The sequence below is a fragment of the Melioribacter sulfuriphilus genome (assembly GCF_051488685.1).
Classification (GTDB): Bacteria; Bacteroidota; Ignavibacteria; order Ignavibacteriales; family Melioribacteraceae; genus Melioribacter.
The window spans coordinates 267,599-286,316 of the sequence record NZ_JBPSEH010000003.1; the positions used below are offsets into that span (position 1 = coordinate 267,599).

The following is an 18,718-nucleotide window of genomic DNA, read 5'->3' on the forward strand; positions in this document are numbered from 1 at the left end:
CAGCTCCACAGTTTCCGCAATAACAGATCAGTACTTTACGCTCATCCTTTTATCCCTGCTTTTCAAATTCAAGCGACAACTGAGCTATCATCGTTAAATGCTTTCATATATTCAAAGAACTCTTGTCCACCTGCAATTATTTCTTTTATGATTATATGAGCAAGAAATCATATTTACATAAAAAAAAATATTATACCTCTATCTTAGTTCTTACTTTCATGCTGTCTTCTGTTATTTTTTCAGCCAAGTTAATTATTTCATAAATCCTATCATCTGCTATTTTATAATTCATACGTACACCTTCTTTCCACGCAATTAAAACTCCTGCCTTTACCAGTGTACTCAGATGCCTTGACAAATTTGATTGTTCTAGACCTACTTTCGGAAGAATTTCACAGCCGCAAAGTACCTTTTCTTTTTCTAATAACTTTAATATTCTAATTCTGTTTGGATGAGAAATTGCCGTTAACATTTCTGACATCTTGCTTTCCATTAATAACTTCTCCTTCTTTATATCCAAATATATGCCAATATTAGCATATAAAAAAATAATAAAAATAACGTCATTCTATATTTTTTATCATTATTAAGAAAAAATCTTTCTCAAAATTCCGATTGGACATACATTGCTTATATAATCGATTTTTAATTCCTTTGCTTTTTCAATGGCAGTATTATCAAAGCAGTTTGGAGGGAACCAGATTTTATCCACTCCAATTTCTTTTACAACCGGAACAACATTAATTGTGTTCTTTGGTGCAAGTGCAATCAATACAACATCAGGTTTTTCCGGTAGTTCCTTTAATGATGGATAGCATTTTATCCCTTCAATCTCATCATATTTGGGATTAATCGGAAAGATTTTAAATCCATAATCTTTAAATACACAAACAAGCTCATATCCATACTTCATCACTTCATTTGAAGCACCGACTATGGCGAATGATTTTTTTGATTTAAGAATATCTTCGGCTAACATTATTGATAATCCTTTTAGTCTTTTAACGGAACGCTGATTTAGCAGATTTAGCTGATCCGAACGAATTTTAGTCTGCACCAATCAGCTCAATTGACGTTCTATTTCTTCTTTTTGATTTCTCTCAGATAATTTTTCTGCTGATTGAATTTATTATTAATCATCACAACCGGTGTTTGAAGTTTTTCATTCCGAATATCTTCAAGAATATATTTGTAATGAAAAGATTCAGGTAAAAAAATTTCGGTCAGTTTCATATCAAATATATCCCTCATCCGGGCTTTAAATTTTTCCGAAACCAGTTTCAACATTATATCGCCAGTTGTTTTCGAAACTGCAAGCGCCGAGGGGCATAACGAATATTTTTATGTCAAATTTTTGAGCCCTATTCTAACTAAGCCTCAAAAGATTGCTTCGTCGTTTTACTCCTTTCAGTGGTTGCTTTCATTTCTGTCATTACGGGCGAAGCGAAGTAATCCCAATCTTTATTATCTCAATGCCGGAATTAATAGCACAGAGATATTTGCGTTCCTTACAACATTATGACTCACGCTCCCGACAAAAATTTCTTCGACGAATCCTCTTCCCTGACTACCCATAACAATTAGTGAATAATCTTTTTTTGCTTCTTCTAAAATTTCTTTTGTGGGAATGCCATAAGTAATTTTAATCTCAACATTTGTGGCACCTTTTTCAATAAGAGCTTTCTTTCTCATCTCTAATCGTTCCATATCGATCTTATTGAATTCATCGAGTTTATCTTTAAGATGTTTATCAATTTTGGTTTTATCCTGAACGTGCATTAATGTTATTTTTTTTGCGCCGTATTCAACAAGCTTTTCGAGATAAGTGAATGCTCTAAATGCTGTATCTGAAAAATCAGTTGGATATAAAATTCGTTTTGCAAAATTAGCGCAGGTTGCCTCAACGCATTTTTCACCATTTTTTTCTGTAACAAAAGTTCTTACAACAAGCAAAGGCTTTTTATGGCTATGCAAAATCTCAGAAGTTACACCACCAATTCTGAAAAGAATATGCTGTGCAGCAGTTTCTCCGTGCGTACCAATCACAATAAGTGATACATCTTTTGTTTCAGCATATTTATTAATTTCTTCTGAAGGGATCCCGGGTGCAATTTCAAGTTTTACATTTAACCCCTGATCTTCAAGCATCTTCTTTTGACGGAGTAAATCGGGTTCAGCAATATCTTTTAAAAGATTTTTTAATGACTCGATGTGCCTTACGCCTAACGCGTAGAATAAAATTACTTCCTCTGCACCCAGATTTTTCAATAAGTTTCCACAACTTATAACCGCATCCGATGCCTTCGAAATATCAGTTGCTAATAAAATTTTCTTAAACATTTTTTCACCTTTGCTTAATAATTTTTTACAATTCTTACAGTCAAGTTACAGTAGTGAAATACTTTTTCTTAAAACCAAGAGCAACATTCACAAGCATTATCAAAACAGGAACCTCTACCAATGGACCAATCACCGTTGCAAATGCAGCTGGAGAATTAATCCCAAAGACAGCCACTGCCACTGCAATAGCTAATTCAAAGTCATTGCTGCCTGCAGTAAAAGCAACTGTGGTTGTTTTTTCATACGAAATTCCCTGTTTTTTAACAAAGAAAAACGTGGCCAGAAACATTAGGGCAAAATAAAATGTGTAGGGAATAGCAACTCGTATTACATCAAGCGGAAGTTCGACTATCTTTTCTCCTTTTAATGAAAACATTACAAAAATTGTAAACAATAATGCAACAGGAGTAAGAATTGAAATTTTCGGAATGAATTTAGTGAAATACCATTCTTTGCTCTTTGCTTTAACCAGAACAAACTGGGATATAACTCCGCCGGCAAATGGAATTCCGAGATAGATTAAAACGGTTAGAGCAATTTCCCAGATGGATACTTCAACCAAAGCGCCTTTCATCCCGAAGATTGGGGGCAAAACAGTTATGAATATATATGCATAGACAGAATAGAAGAGAACCTGAAAAATAGCATTGAAGGCAACAAGGCCGGCGGCTAGTTCAGAATCTCCGTTTGCTAAATCATTCCAAACTAAAACCATCGCAATACACCTTGCTAAACCAACTAGTATAACTCCAATCGCCATCTCAGGTTTATCAGGTAGAAAAACTATCGCAAGCAGAAACATTACTAATGGTCCGACAATCCAGTTTTGAACCAGAGATATGCTTAACAATTTTACATTTTTGAAAACTACGGGAAGCTCCTCATATTTAACTTTTGCTAGCGGTGGATACATCATCAATATTAATCCAATTGCAATTGGAATGTTAGTTGTACCTACACTCAAAGAATCCCAAAAGCTCGCAATGCCCGGGAAAATTGATCCGGCCGCTACACCAATAAACATGGTCAGAAAAATCCATAGTGTTAAGTAGCGATCAAAAAATGAAAGCTTTTTTGAAACAGAAGTGCTCATAATTATCTCTTTTTTAATTCTGAAAATAAATTTTTTATGAAATCTTGTTTCCATTCATATTTTTTAACCAATTTTCTAAGGTTGATTTAACCGGAATTTTACCCATCGCCAGAACTTTTCCGTTTACAACTAATCCGGGGGTCATCATTACTCCATAATCCATAAACTTTTCTTTATCGGTTATCTTCTCAATCTTAGCTGGAATATTGTTTTCTGATACGACTTCATTGACAAGTTTTTCCAGCTTAATACAATTTGGACAACCAGGACCAAGAACTTTAATGTCTAGCATATTTATATACTCCTTTTTTTATTAAACAATTGAGCATTGAACGTTGAACATTGAATATTGAGCATTTTCATCCAATACAATCTTCAATAATCAATTAACAATAATCAATTCTCAATGTTCAAGTTGATATTTTTCAGTTGAGTATTTAACAACTATAGATAATCAATTTCTTTTCTTATTGTTTTTAGCAGTTAAAACACTTTTTGCAATAATAGCGATTAATTCTTCTGTCTCTTTAAAGATATCATCAAGTTTATTTATCGGCTTTATCATTTCTTTCTTATAGATAATCTTCAAGGCTGTGCGACATGCTTTTAATTCTTTAAGTACAATTCCCATTTTGTGAATAAAATCATTTCGTGACTCAGCAGCTTGAGCTTCACCATAGTTAAATGCTGGAGAATGACAGGCTCTTATTAGCTGAGCAGCAATATAGTTTCCTGATCTTGAATTGGGTAAAGATTCTACTACATCGATCATTCTGCTGGTAAAATCAACTAAACGATCTTCAAGGTCAAATTTTCTTTTATCCATATAATTTTCTTCTCACAACAAATAGCGTTATTAGTTGAACATTGAGCGTTGATCATTAATCGTTGAATATTGAACATTGAATATTGAATATTGAGCATTTTCATCCAATATAATTTTCAATTCGCTGATAAAATTTTTCAAATTCAGCTTTAATTTCATCTCTTACTCTGCGATAAACTGGCATCACTTCTTCCTCCGTTCCAACAGCTTCAGCAGGATCATCAAAACCGATGTGTAATTGTTTTCCAACTTTTCCGATAAAAACCGGACAGGTTTCCTTAGCATTATCACAAACAGTAATTACATAATCAAAAGATTGGTTAAGATATTTATCAACATTTTCCGGAACACCTTTACTTATGTCAATTCCAACTTCCATCATTGCTTTAACTGCATAGGGATTTACTTTTTCTGCGGGCTTTGTTCCGGCTGAATAAACTTCAAGATTTTTATCAAATGATTTAAGAAATCCTTCTGCCATCTGACTGCGGCAAGAATTTCCTGTGCATAGTATTAGTATTCTTTTTTTCATTAGTTTCCTTTCAATTTGTCTTGCCCGCAAAGACGGGTATATTGATGGATTCCCGCTTTTACGGAAATGATGATTCGCTAAGAGTTAAAATAAAGCTCCATAAATCAATCCGCTTATTGTTGCCATTACAATAACTAATGATACATACACAACCGTTTTCTGTGTACCGATCACACCACGAATAACAAGCATATTCGGTAATGACAAAGCAGGACCTGCTAGTAATAGTGCGAGTGCAGGACCTTTACCCATTCCGCTGTTTATTAATCCCTGAAGTATTGGAATTTCTGTTAAAGTTGCAAAATACATAAAAGCACCGACAACTGATGCAAAGAAATTAGAGAATAAAGAGTTACCACCAACCAAGATTGAAATCCATTCATTGGGAATCAAACCATTGCCATTATTTTGAGAACCAAGTAAAAATCCTGCAACTAAAACGCCAGCACCAAGAAGCGGCATAATTTGTTTTGTGAATCCCCAGGTTTCACCTAGCCATTGATTTGGTTCACCCTCGCTAAAAGTCAATGCTATTGTTGTTGCAACTACAGCCACGACAAAAGTAATTGTCGGGTTATCATAAAAAAGAATTCCCGAAATAATTACAGCTGCTGTTCCTAAAATCACATATATCTTTTTGACCTGAATTATATATATCATTGAAAGAGCAAAACCAAATCCAATGATTGAGGTTATAAACCATTTATTTGAGTATATAAAATACCAGAAACCTTCGGTTGTATCTGCTGGTTTCCCCCAGTTTACAAAAACAAGAATTGCAACAAGAATAAAAAAGTGTAATGCAGTTTGCCATAATGGTCTTGGTTCTTCAACATCTGGCATAGCAAGTTGATTTTCTGCTTTTTCCTTTTCTTCTTTTCTGTAAATAAAGGACATAATCAATCCAATTATCACGCTAAAAGATACAGCACCAATAACTCTTGCAATTCCGAGTTCTAATCCAAGAATTCGTGCTGTTAAAATTATAGCAAGTATATTTATTGCCGGACCCGAATAAAGGAAAGCAATAGCAGGACCTAAACCAGCACCACGTTTGTGTATGCTTGAAAACAATGGCAGAATTGTACAAGAACATACTGCAAGTATTGTCCCTGATACTGATGCAACTAAATATGCTACCCATTTTTTCGCCTTGGCACCAAAGTATTTCACAACTGCTGCCTGACTTACAAATACTGCGATTGTTCCTGCTATAAAGAATGCTGGTACTAGACAAAGTAGTACATGTTCCTGAGCGTACCATTTCGCTAAATCAAGTGCGGCTATTATTGCACCTTTGAAGGATTCGTTTTCAATCGGCATAAAGTAAGCGAATAGAAAGAATCCTGTTATCCACAAAAGGCTTTTATACTGTTCTTTCCAATCCATATTATACCCTTTATTTTATTATGAGCAACAAGATGATGGAGCAGCAAGCTTCGCAAAATCCATCGATATTTCATTACTGATTGCCTCGTTGCATTCTTGAAGAATGCTTTTTAGATTATTTTGTTTTTCTGCAAGTTTAACATTCAGAGGATTGTTTTGAATTTTTGAAGCAATTTCGCTTAATTCATTTATATCTTCCTGCTCTAAAGTTCCATCGTATTGTTTTTCTTGTAACTGACTTGAGAGCAAATAATATTTATCAACCAAGTCATTTATCTCTTTATCATTCTCATAAGCAGATAATGCATCGAGATAATCAATTACCTCAGGCACTGCCTGAAATGACCGGATGAAATTATCGGTAATAAATTTTATTTGATTGTCAATCATTTTTCTTCTCCTATCCGCAGCATCCGCTTGCAGGTTTTGCAAGTGATGCAAAATTAAATTTTAACTTTTCACTTAAGTATGAGTTAACTTCCTGGTAAAATGCAATAAGATCCTGCTGCGATTCATAAAACTCTTTAAGAATCTCGTTACTCATTGCCTTTTGTCTTGCTTCTTCAATCAGCTTTTCATCTTCAGGAGTGAGTGTACCGTAATTAGCTTTCATCTGATAGTCACGAAGCACAGCATTGTATTCCATTGATGATTTTTTTGCCTCCTCACTGAGCCGGAAATTATCTCGTGCTCTTATATATCTCTGGTAAGCTTCTGAATTAAATAATGCTCTACCAAGATTTTTTGAAGACTTAATCAGGTTTTCTTTCACCTGGCGTGTAATTTGATTTGTTTCTTCGTTCATTATTTAGTCCTGACAATTTGTTTGAGTTCGTTGTACGTGGATTGATTCTTCACAAAGGTTGCCGTTAAAAATTATTTCAAGAGCAGCCACAACCGGATCCACCACAGCAACCACTGCTGTTATTTTGAGAGTTTCTTGATTTTACATTCACTGATTGATTGCCAAGAATTGCAAAGCCTCCAAACACCTGCTGAAGATTATCACTTCCACATCGTTCACAATGTAGTTTTAATCCTTCTTCTTTTTCTTTTATTGTTGCTTTTACATCGAAATAGTAACCGCAATCTTTGCAGTGATATTCATAAGTTGGCATTTATTTATTCTCCGTATTTTGATTCTCTTTTTTCTCTACTGATTAAATCATCGGCTAATTTATAAATTTTATTTGTTGGTTTTTCTTTAGACATCTTACCAATTCTAAAAGTCTTTTCGATTTCCTGAATTGTTCATCCAAGTTTAACTGTCTCTGCAGAATGATAACGCAGACAAGGGAGATAATTAACGACGATTGATGCACCTATGGCGATAAACTCTTAAAATTGCGAAATCAGAGGCGAAACAGTTTTTTCCATAAAATTTACTTTTCCGTTTTTTGCTTTATTAATTTTAATAGATCCTGTTCTGGAATAATTCCCACTACACATTTATTATTTTTTCTCAATAATAATCTCTCATTTAATCTTTTTTCGTCATTTAAAAATTGAGCAGTATTCAAATAATTTTTTAAAAAACTAATGAGAGTCTTCTTCTGAGAAGTTTCTTTATTTAGTTTATAGTATACCCACGTACCTTCTTTTTCGGTGGTGAAGAAACCTGCGTTTTTTAAAACAGTGAGTGCTTTTGAAACCGAGTACTGAGGTAATTGTAGTGCATCCACAAGTTCACACACACACAAGTTTCGTCCACTTTTTATAAAAAGATTCATTATTCGAAGACGCGTTTCGTCGGAGAGGGCTTTGAATATTTCAACTATCTTATCCATTAAATTATATGCCATATTTTGCATATAAAAATATGCAAAATAATGCATATAAGCAAATGTAATTTATTTTTGCGTAACTATTGATATATCAATATCAATTTTATTTGTAATCGAAGTGAAGGATAATTATACAGAACTTTGCTCTTCAAAAAGGAAAAGAATTAATAATAACGCGTGTGTTGCCAGCGACGGAAAAACAATATTGTATATGATTTATATTAATTTTTATTACTTTGTCCGCTAAGACGTAAGAGTACGAAAACCAGCCGTATGCTTAAATGCTCCTCTTCAAGGCTATTAAAGAACTACTGACAAAATATACTAAAGCAAATTACTAATCATATTAATACTACAATTCTAAAAGACTTCATAATTCTTTGGGCTATATAATATCAAGAAGTTTTTTTGATAGAATAAAAGTAAGAGAAGTTAGAATTAAGAATTGCTATCGAGCTTAATTTTATATCTTTACTAGTCAACTGAAAAATGCTATCTCCGTTTGGCCAATATAGCACTTATATACTTGCTTAATTTAACGGAATTCATAATTACAATTTACGCACCTGCTTGTTATTATCAGACACTATTTAATCAATATCATTTTTTTTGAAGCAGAAAAATTTCCTGCTTGAAGTTTACAGATATAAATACCACTTGGAAGTGCTCGTCCAGATGCGTTGAAGCGAGAGGCATCATAATGCACTTCGTAATTTCCTTGGGATTGATATTCATTGACAAGAGTTGCAATTTCTTGTCCAAGTAAATTATAAACCTTTAAGGTTACATGAACGTTGCCGGACAATTGGTAGCGGATGGTCGTAGAAGGATTAAATGGGTTGGGATAATTTTGTACCAAATTGAATGTAGCAACCCCGGTTGTTGTTTCATTAACTTTGATCGGTTGCTTAAAAATGAGTTGAGAAAAATAATAAAGGCCATGTTTCCATACTGTCCAATCGTGACCAGCTCCCGAAACCAGAGCGTAAATATGCGGCACATGATGTTGAGTTAGATAGTTATGGGTTTGCTGACTAATATAAAGCAGTCCGTCATTGGTTCCACAAGAAATCCACAGGGCCAATAGGCTATTGGCAGCCGTTTGTGGATCGGGAACAAGTGCTTCAGGTGCTTTTGTATTTGGCGCCGCAGAAAATGCACCCACCCAGGCAAAGGTGTCCAGATGAGCCAATCCAAAATTCAGTGACTGTCCACCGCCCATTGAGAGACCTGCAATGGCTCGGTTTTCCCGACTGGTGTAAACCGGATAATTCGATTCGACGAAGGGAATCAAGTCTTTAAGCAAATCAAATTCAAAAGTCTCGAAAGCTTTAATCTTATCTTGAGAAAAAAGATCACCTGTGGCATCATCATTTACCATTGCACGGCCGTTGGGAAAAATAACAATCATCGGTTCGAGTTTTTGTTCAGCATATAAGTTATCAAGAATATTTTGCGGATTTCCATTATTGTACCACTCTCGTTCATCTCCGCCAATGCCATGCAATAAGTAGAGCACATTGTATTTTTTATCTTGTGAATACCCAGGCGGGGTATAGATTAGGGCTTGCCGATCAACTCCTACTGTGGTCGAATGATAAGTAAATGTGGTGACTTTTCCATGCGCGATGTCCCGTTTATATGAATCATAACCAGAAGGGGGTAATGGGTAATTATTTTCCTGGGCATAACCTACAGAAAAAATTGTTCCGCCAATGATGAAAAATAAAATAGAATAAAGAAAATTTTTGCTCGCCATCTTTTTCCTCCATGGTCAATTAATTTGTAATCAACAGGCAGAAATTGAAATCCAATAGATGATTACCAAATTTTCACCAATAGTATCAGTCTAAGCTGTAAGTGAAAATTTCATTTCTCTTCAAAAACCATCTTGTCAATATTAAAGTAACTACCATCGGCAACAAACTTGAGAATATGAATTCCTTCATCGAGTTTTAAGGTTGTTGTTATTACTTCCCAGTTTTGATATCCTTTTGTATCGGGCGCCGAAATGATATCAGTTATTACCTCGTCATCACATTCTAAATGAAATTTCCCGTTATTCATTGATGATGCCAAATAAAACGATACTTTATAGAGTGAAGACTTTTTTACAGTTACCGTATATGACAGCCATTCTCCTGACTGAATCCATCCTACGTTATAACCACCAGCTAAACATTTCTCAATATCGACACCTTCATCAAGACGGTATTCGCCACCTTCATTTATGTTGTTTTTATCATAATAGGCATCGCCGGCACAACCCGTATCAAAATCTTCTGCTTCGATAATTCCTGGTATAACATGTTCTTTGAAAGGTTCCTGCTTTTTATCGCAAACTTCAATAGACTTCCATGTTGAAGACAAAGGAGAAAGAACTCGTGAGATGCCCACCTTACTCCCATTAATAATAGTGTCATTAATTGATAATAGAACATCAGAAAATTTTTTGTTTGAGATTTTTAGATGTCCATAATAAGTAAGCTCTATTTTCCAGAGCTGATTATCTTTGCCACTGAATTCGGTAAGAGTAAGCTCTTTGCCAGTATCGTCAATAGACAAAACTTTATTATTGCCCCGATTGATAATTTTATAAATACCTTTATCAATCGACTCAAATTTCCATTGATTTTCATAATTTTTTCTTTTGTTTGTCAGAGCCAGGTCAGAACCTAACACCAGGTTACCATAATGATTAGCTGGAACTATGTAATAATGCTCTGAATCCCACAATTCTGCATAATTGTTAAGAGGAGGAATCTTACCGTTGAAACTCAATTTTATTACGTATGCATATTCTTCGAAAAACTCTTCGGGCAATTTTATAAGCAACCCTTCTTCTTGTTGAACATAATCTAATGGCTGATGATTTCCTTTTTCACCATTAATTATTTCAATTGACTTAAGATTTTCAAGGGATATTCTGTTGGAGCCCAATAGTCTAAGCTTAATTTCTTTCTGTTCTTTATCCCATCCAAGCAAAATAGCATAAAGAGTAGTATTGTCTTTCGACTTTGTATAGCGAATATCTTTAGCCGTCCCCTGAGGAGGCGCAATAAACACTCCATGTTCTGCTCCCATTTTTGTTGGTCCTTCGCCATACCAATCCCACGATTGTGTATTGTATATCGCCTCGCCATATTTTTTAAGCCAGGAACCAATTGATAGCAAAATCTCTTTTTGTTCATGCGGAATAGTCCCATCTGCCTTTGGGGAAATATTAAGGAGGAGATTACCATTTTTACTTACTTTATCGATAAGTGAATGTAATATTTGTTTTGCTGAATAATAGGTTAATCCCTCAGTATAACACCAGCTGGAAGCACTAACAGCATCGTCAGAAAGCCAGTAGATATCAGTAAGGTCAGTAGGGCCTCCACGTTCATAATCCAGTAAAGCGCATTTTGTATTTAAGCCATCTTTAAAAGTCGCCACCACTTCTTTATTCCAATCAAGTGCGCGGTTATAATAATATGAAAGGAATTCAAGAAGAACAGGTTGTGAAATGCGATGCAGGTTAAAATCTTGGTAAATAATATCGGGTTGGTAGTTATCAATAATTTCCTTGTGTTTTGCCAGCCATAGTGATTCATTTTTTTCTTTCCCCTGTTGGCCATATAGCATTTGAAGTCTGGGATCATCGGTGTGAGGAACATGTTCATAATATCCAGTAATGTTATATGCGTGATGCATGGAAAGAATCACTTTCATATTTCTTTTTCTTATAGCTTCTGTGAGCAAACCAACTAAATCAAGTTTCGGTCCCATGTCTTTAGCGTTCCATGGATTCACTTTGCTTGCCCACATGGAAAAACCGTCGTGGTGTTCGGCTACCGGTCCGGCAAATTTCGCTCCAGCATCAGCAAAGAGCTGTGCCCATTCTTCAGGATCGAAATTTCCGCCCTCAGATTTCAGTTTCGGTGCAAACTGCACAAAATTGCCTTGTTTATCTCTGGCTCCAAGTATAAAATTGTGATACGGCCATTCAGAGGGATCTCCATAAAACTCGATATGATGTTTATTCTCCGAAGAACCTTTTATGTACATGCTTCGGGGATACCATTCGTTTGAAAAAGCCGGAACAGAGTAAACTCCCCAATGAAAATAAATGCCAAACTTTGCATCCTTGAACCATTCAGGAACAGGATTTACCTTTTCTAAAGATTCGAAGGTAGGTTGAAAATATAACCGCTCATTTTGTTGAGCCCATAAAGAACCTATGAAAAGGAAATAAACAAGCAGTATTTTTTTGTTTCTAAGCATAAAGGCACCTATAAATTTTATGAAACTATCCATTAAATTTTATATTCAGTATTTAATACACTGTTCAGTCCATGTTGGTCCATTTATATAAAACATACCATTTTTGTAGAATACTGGTTCAATGAAAAGTTGTTCAAGTTTTTCCCATGGTTCAAGCTTTCTATTCATACCTTTTTCATAAAACAAACAATGACCGGAACACCATAATTTTCCATCTGGGCCTTCAAAAAGAACAATATGACCCGCTTCACAATATGGATCTTCACTATCTTTGTATTGTAAATGATCGTAACCTCCTTCAATAGCAAGTTCAGGCCGATATCCTTTTTTTCTTGAACCAAAAATAGGTTCACGATTTGCGAGTTCCCATGGCCCTAATGGAGATTTTGATTTTAACAATCCAACCTCATATCCTCTTGTCCACGAAGAAAAAAACATAAAATAAATATTATCCTTTTTTACAACAAAAGGAGCTTCTATGCCACCAATCATCCAATCAGGATTTCCTTGACTTCTTTTATCTAAAAACTTCTCAAGAGGTGTAATTAATTTTCCTTTTTCCAGATCAATTTCTGCCTGAAACAGTCCATTACCACTACAATACAGGTAAACTTTTCCATCATCATCTTCGAACAAAGTAGCATCATTATTATACTGAGGGGTTAAGGGTCCATTCACTAATCTATATGGCCCTGTAATATTATCGGCAACAAATAGCCATATACTGTGTGTACTCATCCCTTTTGGATCTTCTGGAGTTACTTTACCGCTATTTACAGTAAGCCAAAATCTGTTTTTAATAAAATGTATTTCAGGAGCCCAAAACCGACCATTATAAGGACAATCAGGCGGAAGCTTTTTAGCATCGATTATCCATGAATGATGTTTCCAATGAATCAAATCATCAGATACAAGTAGTCGTACACCTGGATTTGGACCTGTCCATACTGGATGTGAAGTTCCTGTACAATACCATTTATTCTTTACTTTGATAACACAATAATCCCTCATGGATAATGATGTGTCTCTTGTAATAGGATTGGTATAACAAAAAGTTCTATCAAAATTATTTTCTGCAATATTTGCTATTTCCTGAGAAAAGGACAGGTCAAAAAAAGAAAAAAAAGTGAACAATAAGATGAGTTTTATTTTATTCATAATCTTCATTTTTTATGAAATTTTATCCAATCTACTTCTATAGGACTGTTTGCAGTAGAAACGACAACAATATTATGAATGCCAGATTCTATTTTAGAAACCTTTGATTTAATGATTCTCCATTCATTCGTTGGTAAAATGTTAATTTCTGCGATTTTCTTTCCATTGAAATGGTCTAATCGAATCTCAAGAGATCCACCATTTTCAGCATACACAGAGAAGAACACTTCATCAAATTTACCTTTTTCAAAGTCTACGGCATTGTATTGAATCCAAGCATCCTTTTCATTAAAAATAGTTTTCCATCCTTTAAATTTATTTAAAGTATCAATAAAAGTTATTGAAACCCCTTTATCGCTCACTTTACTATACCTATCAATATTTATTTCTTTAATTGCCGGGGTAATTCCAGCTCCACGCAATGTGGGTATCACTTTACGAATTGTTCCATCTTCATTAAAGAATAAACTATCGATTCTAACTGACCTGTTTTTATCGAAGTGAGGGGAATAATCGTTATGGTGGTAAAACAAATACCACTGTCCATTGAATTCAATTATAGAGTGGTGGTTTGTCCAGCAACCAGTAGACGATTCATCCATAATTACTCCGGCCATTTTAAATGGACCAAGGGGATGGTTTCCTATTGCATACTCGAGTCGTTCGGTTTTGTTTTCTACATGAGGAAAAGTTAAATAGTAAATACCCTTTCGCTCAAATACCCAGGGACCTTCTATGAGGCCTTTTTCAGGTAAATTTTTAATAACTTGAGGTTCAGAATCTAATTCCAGCATATTATCTTTAAGTTTTGCAACAAATATTTTTCCTAAAGACCAGTACAAATAAGCTTGACCATCTTTATCAATAAACACATTTGGGTCAATACCGACCACTCCTTCAATAGGTTTCGGCTGGGGAATGTAAGGACCTTCAGGTTTATCAGCAATAGCTACGCCAATCGAAAATCTTTTTCGTCCATTAGAATCAACAATATTGCTAATAGTTGGAAAATAAAAATAGTATTTTCCATTTTTTTCTATACAGTCTGGTGCCCACATACTGTAAGTAGTAGTATCAACCCACGGTACTTGATATTGCGATACAATGACTCCATGATCGGTCCAATCAATTAAATTTTCGGAAGAGAATACATGATAATCCTCCATGCAAAACCAATCGTTTCGTAAGTTTTTATTAGGTGGAACTGGAATATCGTGGGAAGGGAATACATATACTCTCCCATTAAAAACTCTTGCCGAAGGGTCGGCAGAGAATTGATTTCTGATGATCGGGTTTTGTGCAAAGACATTTTCGAAAATCAAAAATATGCAAAGAGAAATGAATATCTGTTTCATATTACTTCACTTATTTTTTACGATGTCATTAATTGCATTTCCAAGTAGAATGTAAGCGGCACATCCACTTATTGTACATTCGTTTTCACCCCACAAAAAAGGCCAATCATCTTTATTTTCCAGAAAGTCGGGTTTTAAGAGAATTAATCCAGGCGTAACACCGCCTGCGATAAAACCAAAATCGGCTCGATTGTTACTATACATGACTCTTTTCGATTTTACTCCCACAGTGGCTACAAACGAAACATTTGAATAAGGATGGCATCCGAAAAGATAATTCAATGCTCTAAATACATACTCAGGTCCAAAGATTTCTGGATAATATTTATGAGCATAATAATTTGTGATTCCCCAATTGATAACCGAAGGATTGATCCCCCAGTTTCTATACATTGAAGGTACGCCATACGGATTTTCTTTTAATAATCCGTCATTGTATTCTTTATACTTTACCACATAATCTTTTAATTTGTTTTTATACTCATCATCCATATATGGACATGCCTGTAAAGCAGGGGTAATACTCATAGGAAGAAATCGATTTAATGCTTGCCAGATCTGTTCCTTAAATTTTGTAGCATATTCTTCTTCTCGAGTGGTAATATACAATTGAAGAGCAGCATCTATTTGAATAAATCCTCTTCTAAAACCAAAAAATTGCGATGTATCAGACTGATCAAATTTATTTTTATTTTCATCCCATAATCTTTTTGCCTCTGTAAGGCAATCATTTGCCAACGAAGGATTAAAATCTTTCAAAGCACGACTTGCTGCAGCTAGCGCTGTAATGGCCTGATAATCTAAAAAAGGATTACGCATTGTAAAGGCCCATCTATCATCCATTGTACCACTGGATGTACCATCGGATTCGTAAGGTTTCAAATTTGGATTATAAGGTAGATTATCAGTAATTGTTGATGCGTCACCCAAATGATGATATTGGTGTAAATTTGAAACATTAATTCCACGAGCGGGATGGCCAATATTTTTAACCTGTGCAACAAGATTCAAAACACCATGTTCAATTTGTTGAAGTAAATCGGGCTTTCCATCAGGACGATGGATATCAACATAACGTGAGGACTGATCTATATATGTTTGGTCACGATCAACTTTGAATTTCTCCCAGGTATCAACAAAGCTCAGGATTACGCTTGTATGTGATCCAGTTTCAATGTCGAAATCACCTGCATCGAACCAACCACCTACAGCCAAACCAGGAATTCGTTGCAATGGTTTATATTTTGTATCTGTTGAATCACCCATTGCATATAAATCAAAATGCTTATGATTTGGTGGCGCCTGTAATGCATCATCTAAATAAGGAACACCGTGCCAAACACGATAGGCTTCATTTACTTTCATGTGATCCATTTGAACTGGAAACCAAATATCTAACGTAGGATGCCAGATATTTGCATAAACATTCTGGTCTATAGGAAAAGGATTTGTTTTATGTTGACCATATTGAATAAAATATAAACCATGTTCTTTTACCGAACTAAAGTTGAATTTCACATAATAATATCGAAAATAATTTCCCCATGGTATTATCTCTGAAGTATATTTCTCAATAAATTTACCATCAGGAGTAATTTGAAATAATGATGCCTTTGTTAGTGGTTTGTCGTTTTTGTCAAGCTCAATGACTGCAATTTTTTCTTGATCTGGATGATACCCTACCTGAGAAAAACCAATCACTGGCGGTCTTACCCAATCTGGAATGGTAGTAATTTGGATATGCCATTCAAGCACCTTCCCTGTTTTACCAGCAGGTAATAAACTTCTTACAACAAACCAGCCATTCTGAGCAACAATTCGACCATCGAAGAGCATCAGCTCCGATTCTGATTGAATCTTTATCCGCCGTTCATAATCCTCGGGAGCCATAATTAATGTTTTTCCTGTTGAGAAAGGATTGGGCTCAACAAATTCTCCTTTTCCTCTATCATCAAATGTCGTAAACCCTTGAAATTGTTTTATCTTTTTACTCGCCTGTTCTGTGTAAGATGAACTTATCGGGTATCGTGGAAAATAACCAATTTTTCCATCCATCAAATAGGTTTTCTCAAAATATGCAGATGGTAAAAACTCTAGATTGAAACCAGCATGTCCTTCTAATTCTTTGGGCAATGGTTTATCTAAAAATACACTAATTAATAATCCGTCTTTTTCTGATTTAACACTTATTCTGGAGTCAAAATCATATTCTTTGTACCGCAGGATAACATCAATTGTATTATTCTTTTTATCTACTTTTCTATCGAGGGTAATTGGTATCAGATCCCATTGTTCTGGTGTATGCCGGAGTCTTACCGCACCACCTGTTGCCGTCCGCACTCCGTGATGAATTATTTCTATTCCGGATGTCTTCTCATCGAAAAATATTCCATCATAATTATTGTTAAAAACAAAAACATTCGCTCCTCTGGTTTCAAAATATTCAAGATCATTTAAATAAAATTTTTGTGCAAAAGCCCCAGAGAAGCTGATTAAAAAAAACAAAATAAAAATTTTTGCTTTCATGATACTCCTTTCTTTATTTACTTGGTTTAACATTTACGATAATTCTTTTATACCTTGTCAAATTGGGTTTTCCTTTATCAGTGACTTTTAGTATAAAATGAACGGTTTCTTCTTTATTTACTTCAGGCGCTTTGATATAAACTCTACTCGCATTCTCTGCAGATTCAATCTTTACAAATTTTTTGTACGAACTTGCTTCAGGATAATTAAACCATAAAAAGCCAATATTATCGCCATCTGGATCATAAGAATCCGCTGCGTCCAACGTGAAGTATTCACCAGAATTAACCGTAATGTTTTCCGGATGTTTCAATATCGGAACAGGTGGATGATTTGCTTCTTTATATGATTTCACGCACCAATCCATACGGGCTACAAAATCATTTTGAAAATCGTCCCTCCAGCGCCATAAAGTAACTTTATTATCACAAAATGTTTTTTCATATAATTTTATTGTACGTCCATATTCACTGTGTAAATATGGAGAAAAACAATCTACAGCATTGGTCCAAATTTTTCTGGTTTCAGGCTTTTTGGGTAAACCTGAAACTCCTTTTTGTGTACTATCAAAAATTGGTTTGTAGAATTCATACCTACCTCCCCAACCACCCCAATCAGGATGCTCTGGTACATTTAAACCATTTGGGATTAGCATTAACCACGAAGGGGTGTCTCCTTCCATTCCATAAGATACATCTGGATAAAGTGCACCCAACGGACCATGCCCCTGTTGAATGTTTTGTTCTATCCATTGATTGCTGATCGTTGTATTATCAATTCCATCAACCACCGTATTAATTGCAATCCATGTGGCACTACCGTAATCATCACCGGGACTTACAATATAAAACAACTGAGGAAAATTCTCCCGAATCCAATATCCACTATCATCCTGATCTGATATCGTATAAACCCTCAGTTTTGCAATAAGTTGTTTCAATTCATTTTCAGACTTTGTTCTATGAAGCTTATATAAAGCCTGAGCCAGTGTATTGGCACCTCCCCAAATCGAGATCCACAGTGGTCGATCGTCTTTCTTTTCAAGCATTTTAATAATCCACTCTGACCCTTCAGAATCTTTTCCTTCACCAACTCCATCCATACCATAACTCAGATTTCCTTTTTTTACTTTAGATAAAAGGTCTTCCATTTCAGGAAAACCCGATTCATGCTGATTCAGATTGGGTTGAACTTTACCATATGCTTTAACAAGCTTTATTATGGATTCAGGTTCTGGATTGGTTTTCTTCCAGACGGATGTGGTAGCAATTAATCCTTCGATATCAATTACATTTGAATAAAGTAGTAATCGTATCATGGATTGGGTGTCATCCGGTTCATTTTCTATATCGGTTAACACAATTAATCTTTGCTTCTGAATAGCTTCCAAAGTGATTACTGGAAAGAGAACAAAAAGGAATAGTATTAAATAAAACTTTTGTTTCATAG

General features: G+C 35.0%; 19 protein-coding genes. All 19 read right to left on the reverse strand.

Features of this window, described 5'->3' with window-relative positions; genetic code table 11:
- Positions 1–190 precede the first annotated feature (190 nt).
- The 19 genes from ACSSV9_RS06280 to ACSSV9_RS06370 all read right to left on the reverse strand — a co-directional run bounded on the left by ACSSV9_RS06280 (position 191) and on the right by ACSSV9_RS06370 (position 18,716).
- Positions 191–493, reverse strand: coding sequence for an ArsR/SmtB family transcription factor (locus ACSSV9_RS06280; RefSeq protein WP_437346386.1), 303 nt, complete (start codon positions 491–493; stop codon positions 191–193).
- Positions 494–586: 93 nt separating this feature from the next.
- A complete protein-coding gene (locus tag ACSSV9_RS06285) occupies positions 587–979 on the reverse strand; it encodes a CoA-binding protein (protein ID WP_437346387.1) in 393 nt (130 codons plus the stop codon).
- Positions 980–1,077: 98 nt separating this feature from the next.
- Positions 1,078–1,233, reverse strand: coding sequence for a hypothetical protein (locus ACSSV9_RS06290; protein WP_437346388.1), 156 nt, complete (start codon positions 1,231–1,233; stop codon positions 1,078–1,080).
- A gap of 231 nt (positions 1,234–1,464) precedes the next feature.
- Positions 1,465–2,340 (reverse strand): universal stress protein, encoded by an 876-nt coding sequence (locus ACSSV9_RS06295; RefSeq protein WP_437346389.1) that lies wholly within the window; start codon positions 2,338–2,340, stop codon positions 1,465–1,467.
- A 40-nt stretch (positions 2,341–2,380) separates the two neighbouring features.
- The gene (gene arsB / locus ACSSV9_RS06300; protein WP_437346390.1) at positions 2,381–3,433 is read right to left on the reverse strand and encodes an ACR3 family arsenite efflux transporter; all 1,053 of its coding nucleotides are present in this window, start codon (positions 3,431–3,433) and stop codon (positions 2,381–2,383) included.
- Between the two features lie 34 nt (positions 3,434–3,467).
- The gene (locus ACSSV9_RS06305; RefSeq protein WP_437346391.1) at positions 3,468–3,725 is read right to left on the reverse strand and encodes a thioredoxin family protein; all 258 of its coding nucleotides are present in this window, start codon (positions 3,723–3,725) and stop codon (positions 3,468–3,470) included.
- A 162-nt stretch (positions 3,726–3,887) separates the two neighbouring features.
- Positions 3,888–4,259, reverse strand: a complete 372-nt coding sequence (locus ACSSV9_RS06310) for a four helix bundle protein (RefSeq protein ID WP_437346392.1) — start codon at positions 4,257–4,259, stop codon at positions 3,888–3,890.
- A 100-nt stretch (positions 4,260–4,359) separates the two neighbouring features.
- A complete protein-coding gene (locus tag ACSSV9_RS06315) occupies positions 4,360–4,791 on the reverse strand; it encodes an arsenate reductase ArsC (protein WP_437346393.1) in 432 nt (143 codons plus the stop codon).
- 84 nt (positions 4,792–4,875) lie between these two features.
- On the reverse strand, positions 4,876–6,180 hold the full coding sequence (locus ACSSV9_RS06320) for a permease (RefSeq protein ID WP_437346394.1): 1,305 nt from the start codon (positions 6,178–6,180) through the stop codon (positions 4,876–4,878).
- 18 nt (positions 6,181–6,198) lie between these two features.
- Complete coding sequence (locus tag ACSSV9_RS06325) at positions 6,199–6,570, reverse strand: YlbF/YmcA family competence regulator (protein WP_437346395.1); 372 nt, start codon at positions 6,568–6,570, stop codon at positions 6,199–6,201.
- Between the two features lie 10 nt (positions 6,571–6,580).
- Complete coding sequence (locus ACSSV9_RS06330) at positions 6,581–6,985, reverse strand: YlbF/YmcA family competence regulator (protein WP_437346396.1); 405 nt, start codon at positions 6,983–6,985, stop codon at positions 6,581–6,583.
- Between the two features lie 76 nt (positions 6,986–7,061).
- Positions 7,062–7,298 carry an FmdB family zinc ribbon protein gene (locus ACSSV9_RS06335; RefSeq protein ID WP_437346397.1) on the reverse strand — a complete coding sequence of 79 codons (237 nt, stop codon included), beginning with the start codon at positions 7,296–7,298 and terminating at the stop codon, positions 7,062–7,064.
- A gap of 264 nt (positions 7,299–7,562) precedes the next feature.
- Positions 7,563–7,967 carry an ArsR/SmtB family transcription factor gene (locus tag ACSSV9_RS06340; protein WP_437346398.1) on the reverse strand — a complete coding sequence of 135 codons (405 nt, stop codon included), beginning with the start codon at positions 7,965–7,967 and terminating at the stop codon, positions 7,563–7,565.
- 583 nt (positions 7,968–8,550) lie between these two features.
- Positions 8,551–9,723: an alpha/beta hydrolase-fold protein gene (locus ACSSV9_RS06345; RefSeq protein WP_437346399.1), complete on the reverse strand. Its 1,173-nt coding sequence runs from the start codon at positions 9,721–9,723 to the stop codon at positions 8,551–8,553.
- A gap of 110 nt (positions 9,724–9,833) precedes the next feature.
- The gene (locus ACSSV9_RS06350; protein ID WP_437346400.1) at positions 9,834–12,230 is read right to left on the reverse strand and encodes an alpha-L-fucosidase; all 2,397 of its coding nucleotides are present in this window, start codon (positions 12,228–12,230) and stop codon (positions 9,834–9,836) included.
- A 45-nt stretch (positions 12,231–12,275) separates the two neighbouring features.
- Entirely contained in the window at positions 12,276–13,388 is a 1,113-nt protein-coding gene (locus ACSSV9_RS06355; protein WP_437346401.1) for a glycoside hydrolase family 43 protein, read from the reverse strand.
- Positions 13,389–13,393: 5 nt separating this feature from the next.
- Positions 13,394–14,743 (reverse strand): family 43 glycosylhydrolase, encoded by a 1,350-nt coding sequence (locus ACSSV9_RS06360; protein ID WP_437346402.1) that lies wholly within the window; start codon positions 14,741–14,743, stop codon positions 13,394–13,396.
- 6 nt (positions 14,744–14,749) lie between these two features.
- Positions 14,750–17,269: a glycoside hydrolase family 9 protein gene (locus tag ACSSV9_RS06365; RefSeq protein WP_437346403.1), complete on the reverse strand. Its 2,520-nt coding sequence runs from the start codon at positions 17,267–17,269 to the stop codon at positions 14,750–14,752.
- Positions 17,270–17,282: 13 nt separating this feature from the next.
- A complete protein-coding gene (locus ACSSV9_RS06370; protein ID WP_437346404.1) occupies positions 17,283–18,716 on the reverse strand; it encodes a DUF1593 domain-containing protein in 1,434 nt (477 codons plus the stop codon).
- Between the last annotated feature and the right edge of the window lie 2 nt (positions 18,717–18,718).

Excerpts from the sequence above, each read along its gene's own strand:
- ACSSV9_RS06280 (WP_437346386.1), bottom strand. The coding sequence starts at position 493 with ATGGAAAGCAAGATGTCAGAAATGTTAACGGCAATTTCTCATCCAAAC.
- ACSSV9_RS06285 (WP_437346387.1), bottom strand. The coding sequence starts at position 979 with ATGTTAGCCGAAGATATTCTTAAATCAAAAAAATCATTCGCCATAGTC.
- ACSSV9_RS06290 (WP_437346388.1), bottom strand. The coding sequence starts at position 1,233 with ATGAAACTGACCGAAATTTTTTTACCTGAATCTTTTCATTACAAATAT.
- ACSSV9_RS06295 (WP_437346389.1), bottom strand. The coding sequence starts at position 2,340 with ATGTTTAAGAAAATTTTATTAGCAACTGATATTTCGAAGGCATCGGAT.
- arsB (WP_437346390.1), bottom strand. The coding sequence starts at position 3,433 with ATGAGCACTTCTGTTTCAAAAAAGCTTTCATTTTTTGATCGCTACTTA.
- ACSSV9_RS06305 (WP_437346391.1), bottom strand. The coding sequence starts at position 3,725 with ATGCTAGACATTAAAGTTCTTGGTCCTGGTTGTCCAAATTGTATTAAG.
- ACSSV9_RS06310 (WP_437346392.1), bottom strand. The coding sequence starts at position 4,259 with ATGGATAAAAGAAAATTTGACCTTGAAGATCGTTTAGTTGATTTTACC.
- ACSSV9_RS06315 (WP_437346393.1), bottom strand. The coding sequence starts at position 4,791 with ATGAAAAAAAGAATACTAATACTATGCACAGGAAATTCTTGCCGCAGT.
- ACSSV9_RS06320 (WP_437346394.1), bottom strand. The coding sequence starts at position 6,180 with ATGGATTGGAAAGAACAGTATAAAAGCCTTTTGTGGATAACAGGATTC.
- ACSSV9_RS06325 (WP_437346395.1), bottom strand. The coding sequence starts at position 6,570 with ATGATTGACAATCAAATAAAATTTATTACCGATAATTTCATCCGGTCA.
- ACSSV9_RS06330 (WP_437346396.1), bottom strand. The coding sequence starts at position 6,985 with ATGAACGAAGAAACAAATCAAATTACACGCCAGGTGAAAGAAAACCTG.
- ACSSV9_RS06335 (WP_437346397.1), bottom strand. The coding sequence starts at position 7,298 with ATGCCAACTTATGAATATCACTGCAAAGATTGCGGTTACTATTTCGAT.
- ACSSV9_RS06340 (WP_437346398.1), bottom strand. The coding sequence starts at position 7,967 with ATGGATAAGATAGTTGAAATATTCAAAGCCCTCTCCGACGAAACGCGT.
- ACSSV9_RS06345 (WP_437346399.1), bottom strand. The coding sequence starts at position 9,723 with ATGGCGAGCAAAAATTTTCTTTATTCTATTTTATTTTTCATCATTGGC.
- ACSSV9_RS06350 (WP_437346400.1), bottom strand. The coding sequence starts at position 12,230 with ATGCTTAGAAACAAAAAAATACTGCTTGTTTATTTCCTTTTCATAGGT.
- ACSSV9_RS06355 (WP_437346401.1), bottom strand. The coding sequence starts at position 13,388 with ATGAATAAAATAAAACTCATCTTATTGTTCACTTTTTTTTCTTTTTTT.
- ACSSV9_RS06360 (WP_437346402.1), bottom strand. The coding sequence starts at position 14,743 with ATGAAACAGATATTCATTTCTCTTTGCATATTTTTGATTTTCGAAAAT.
- ACSSV9_RS06365 (WP_437346403.1), bottom strand. The coding sequence starts at position 17,269 with ATGAAAGCAAAAATTTTTATTTTGTTTTTTTTAATCAGCTTCTCTGGG.
- ACSSV9_RS06370 (WP_437346404.1), bottom strand. The coding sequence starts at position 18,716 with ATGAAACAAAAGTTTTATTTAATACTATTCCTTTTTGTTCTCTTTCCA.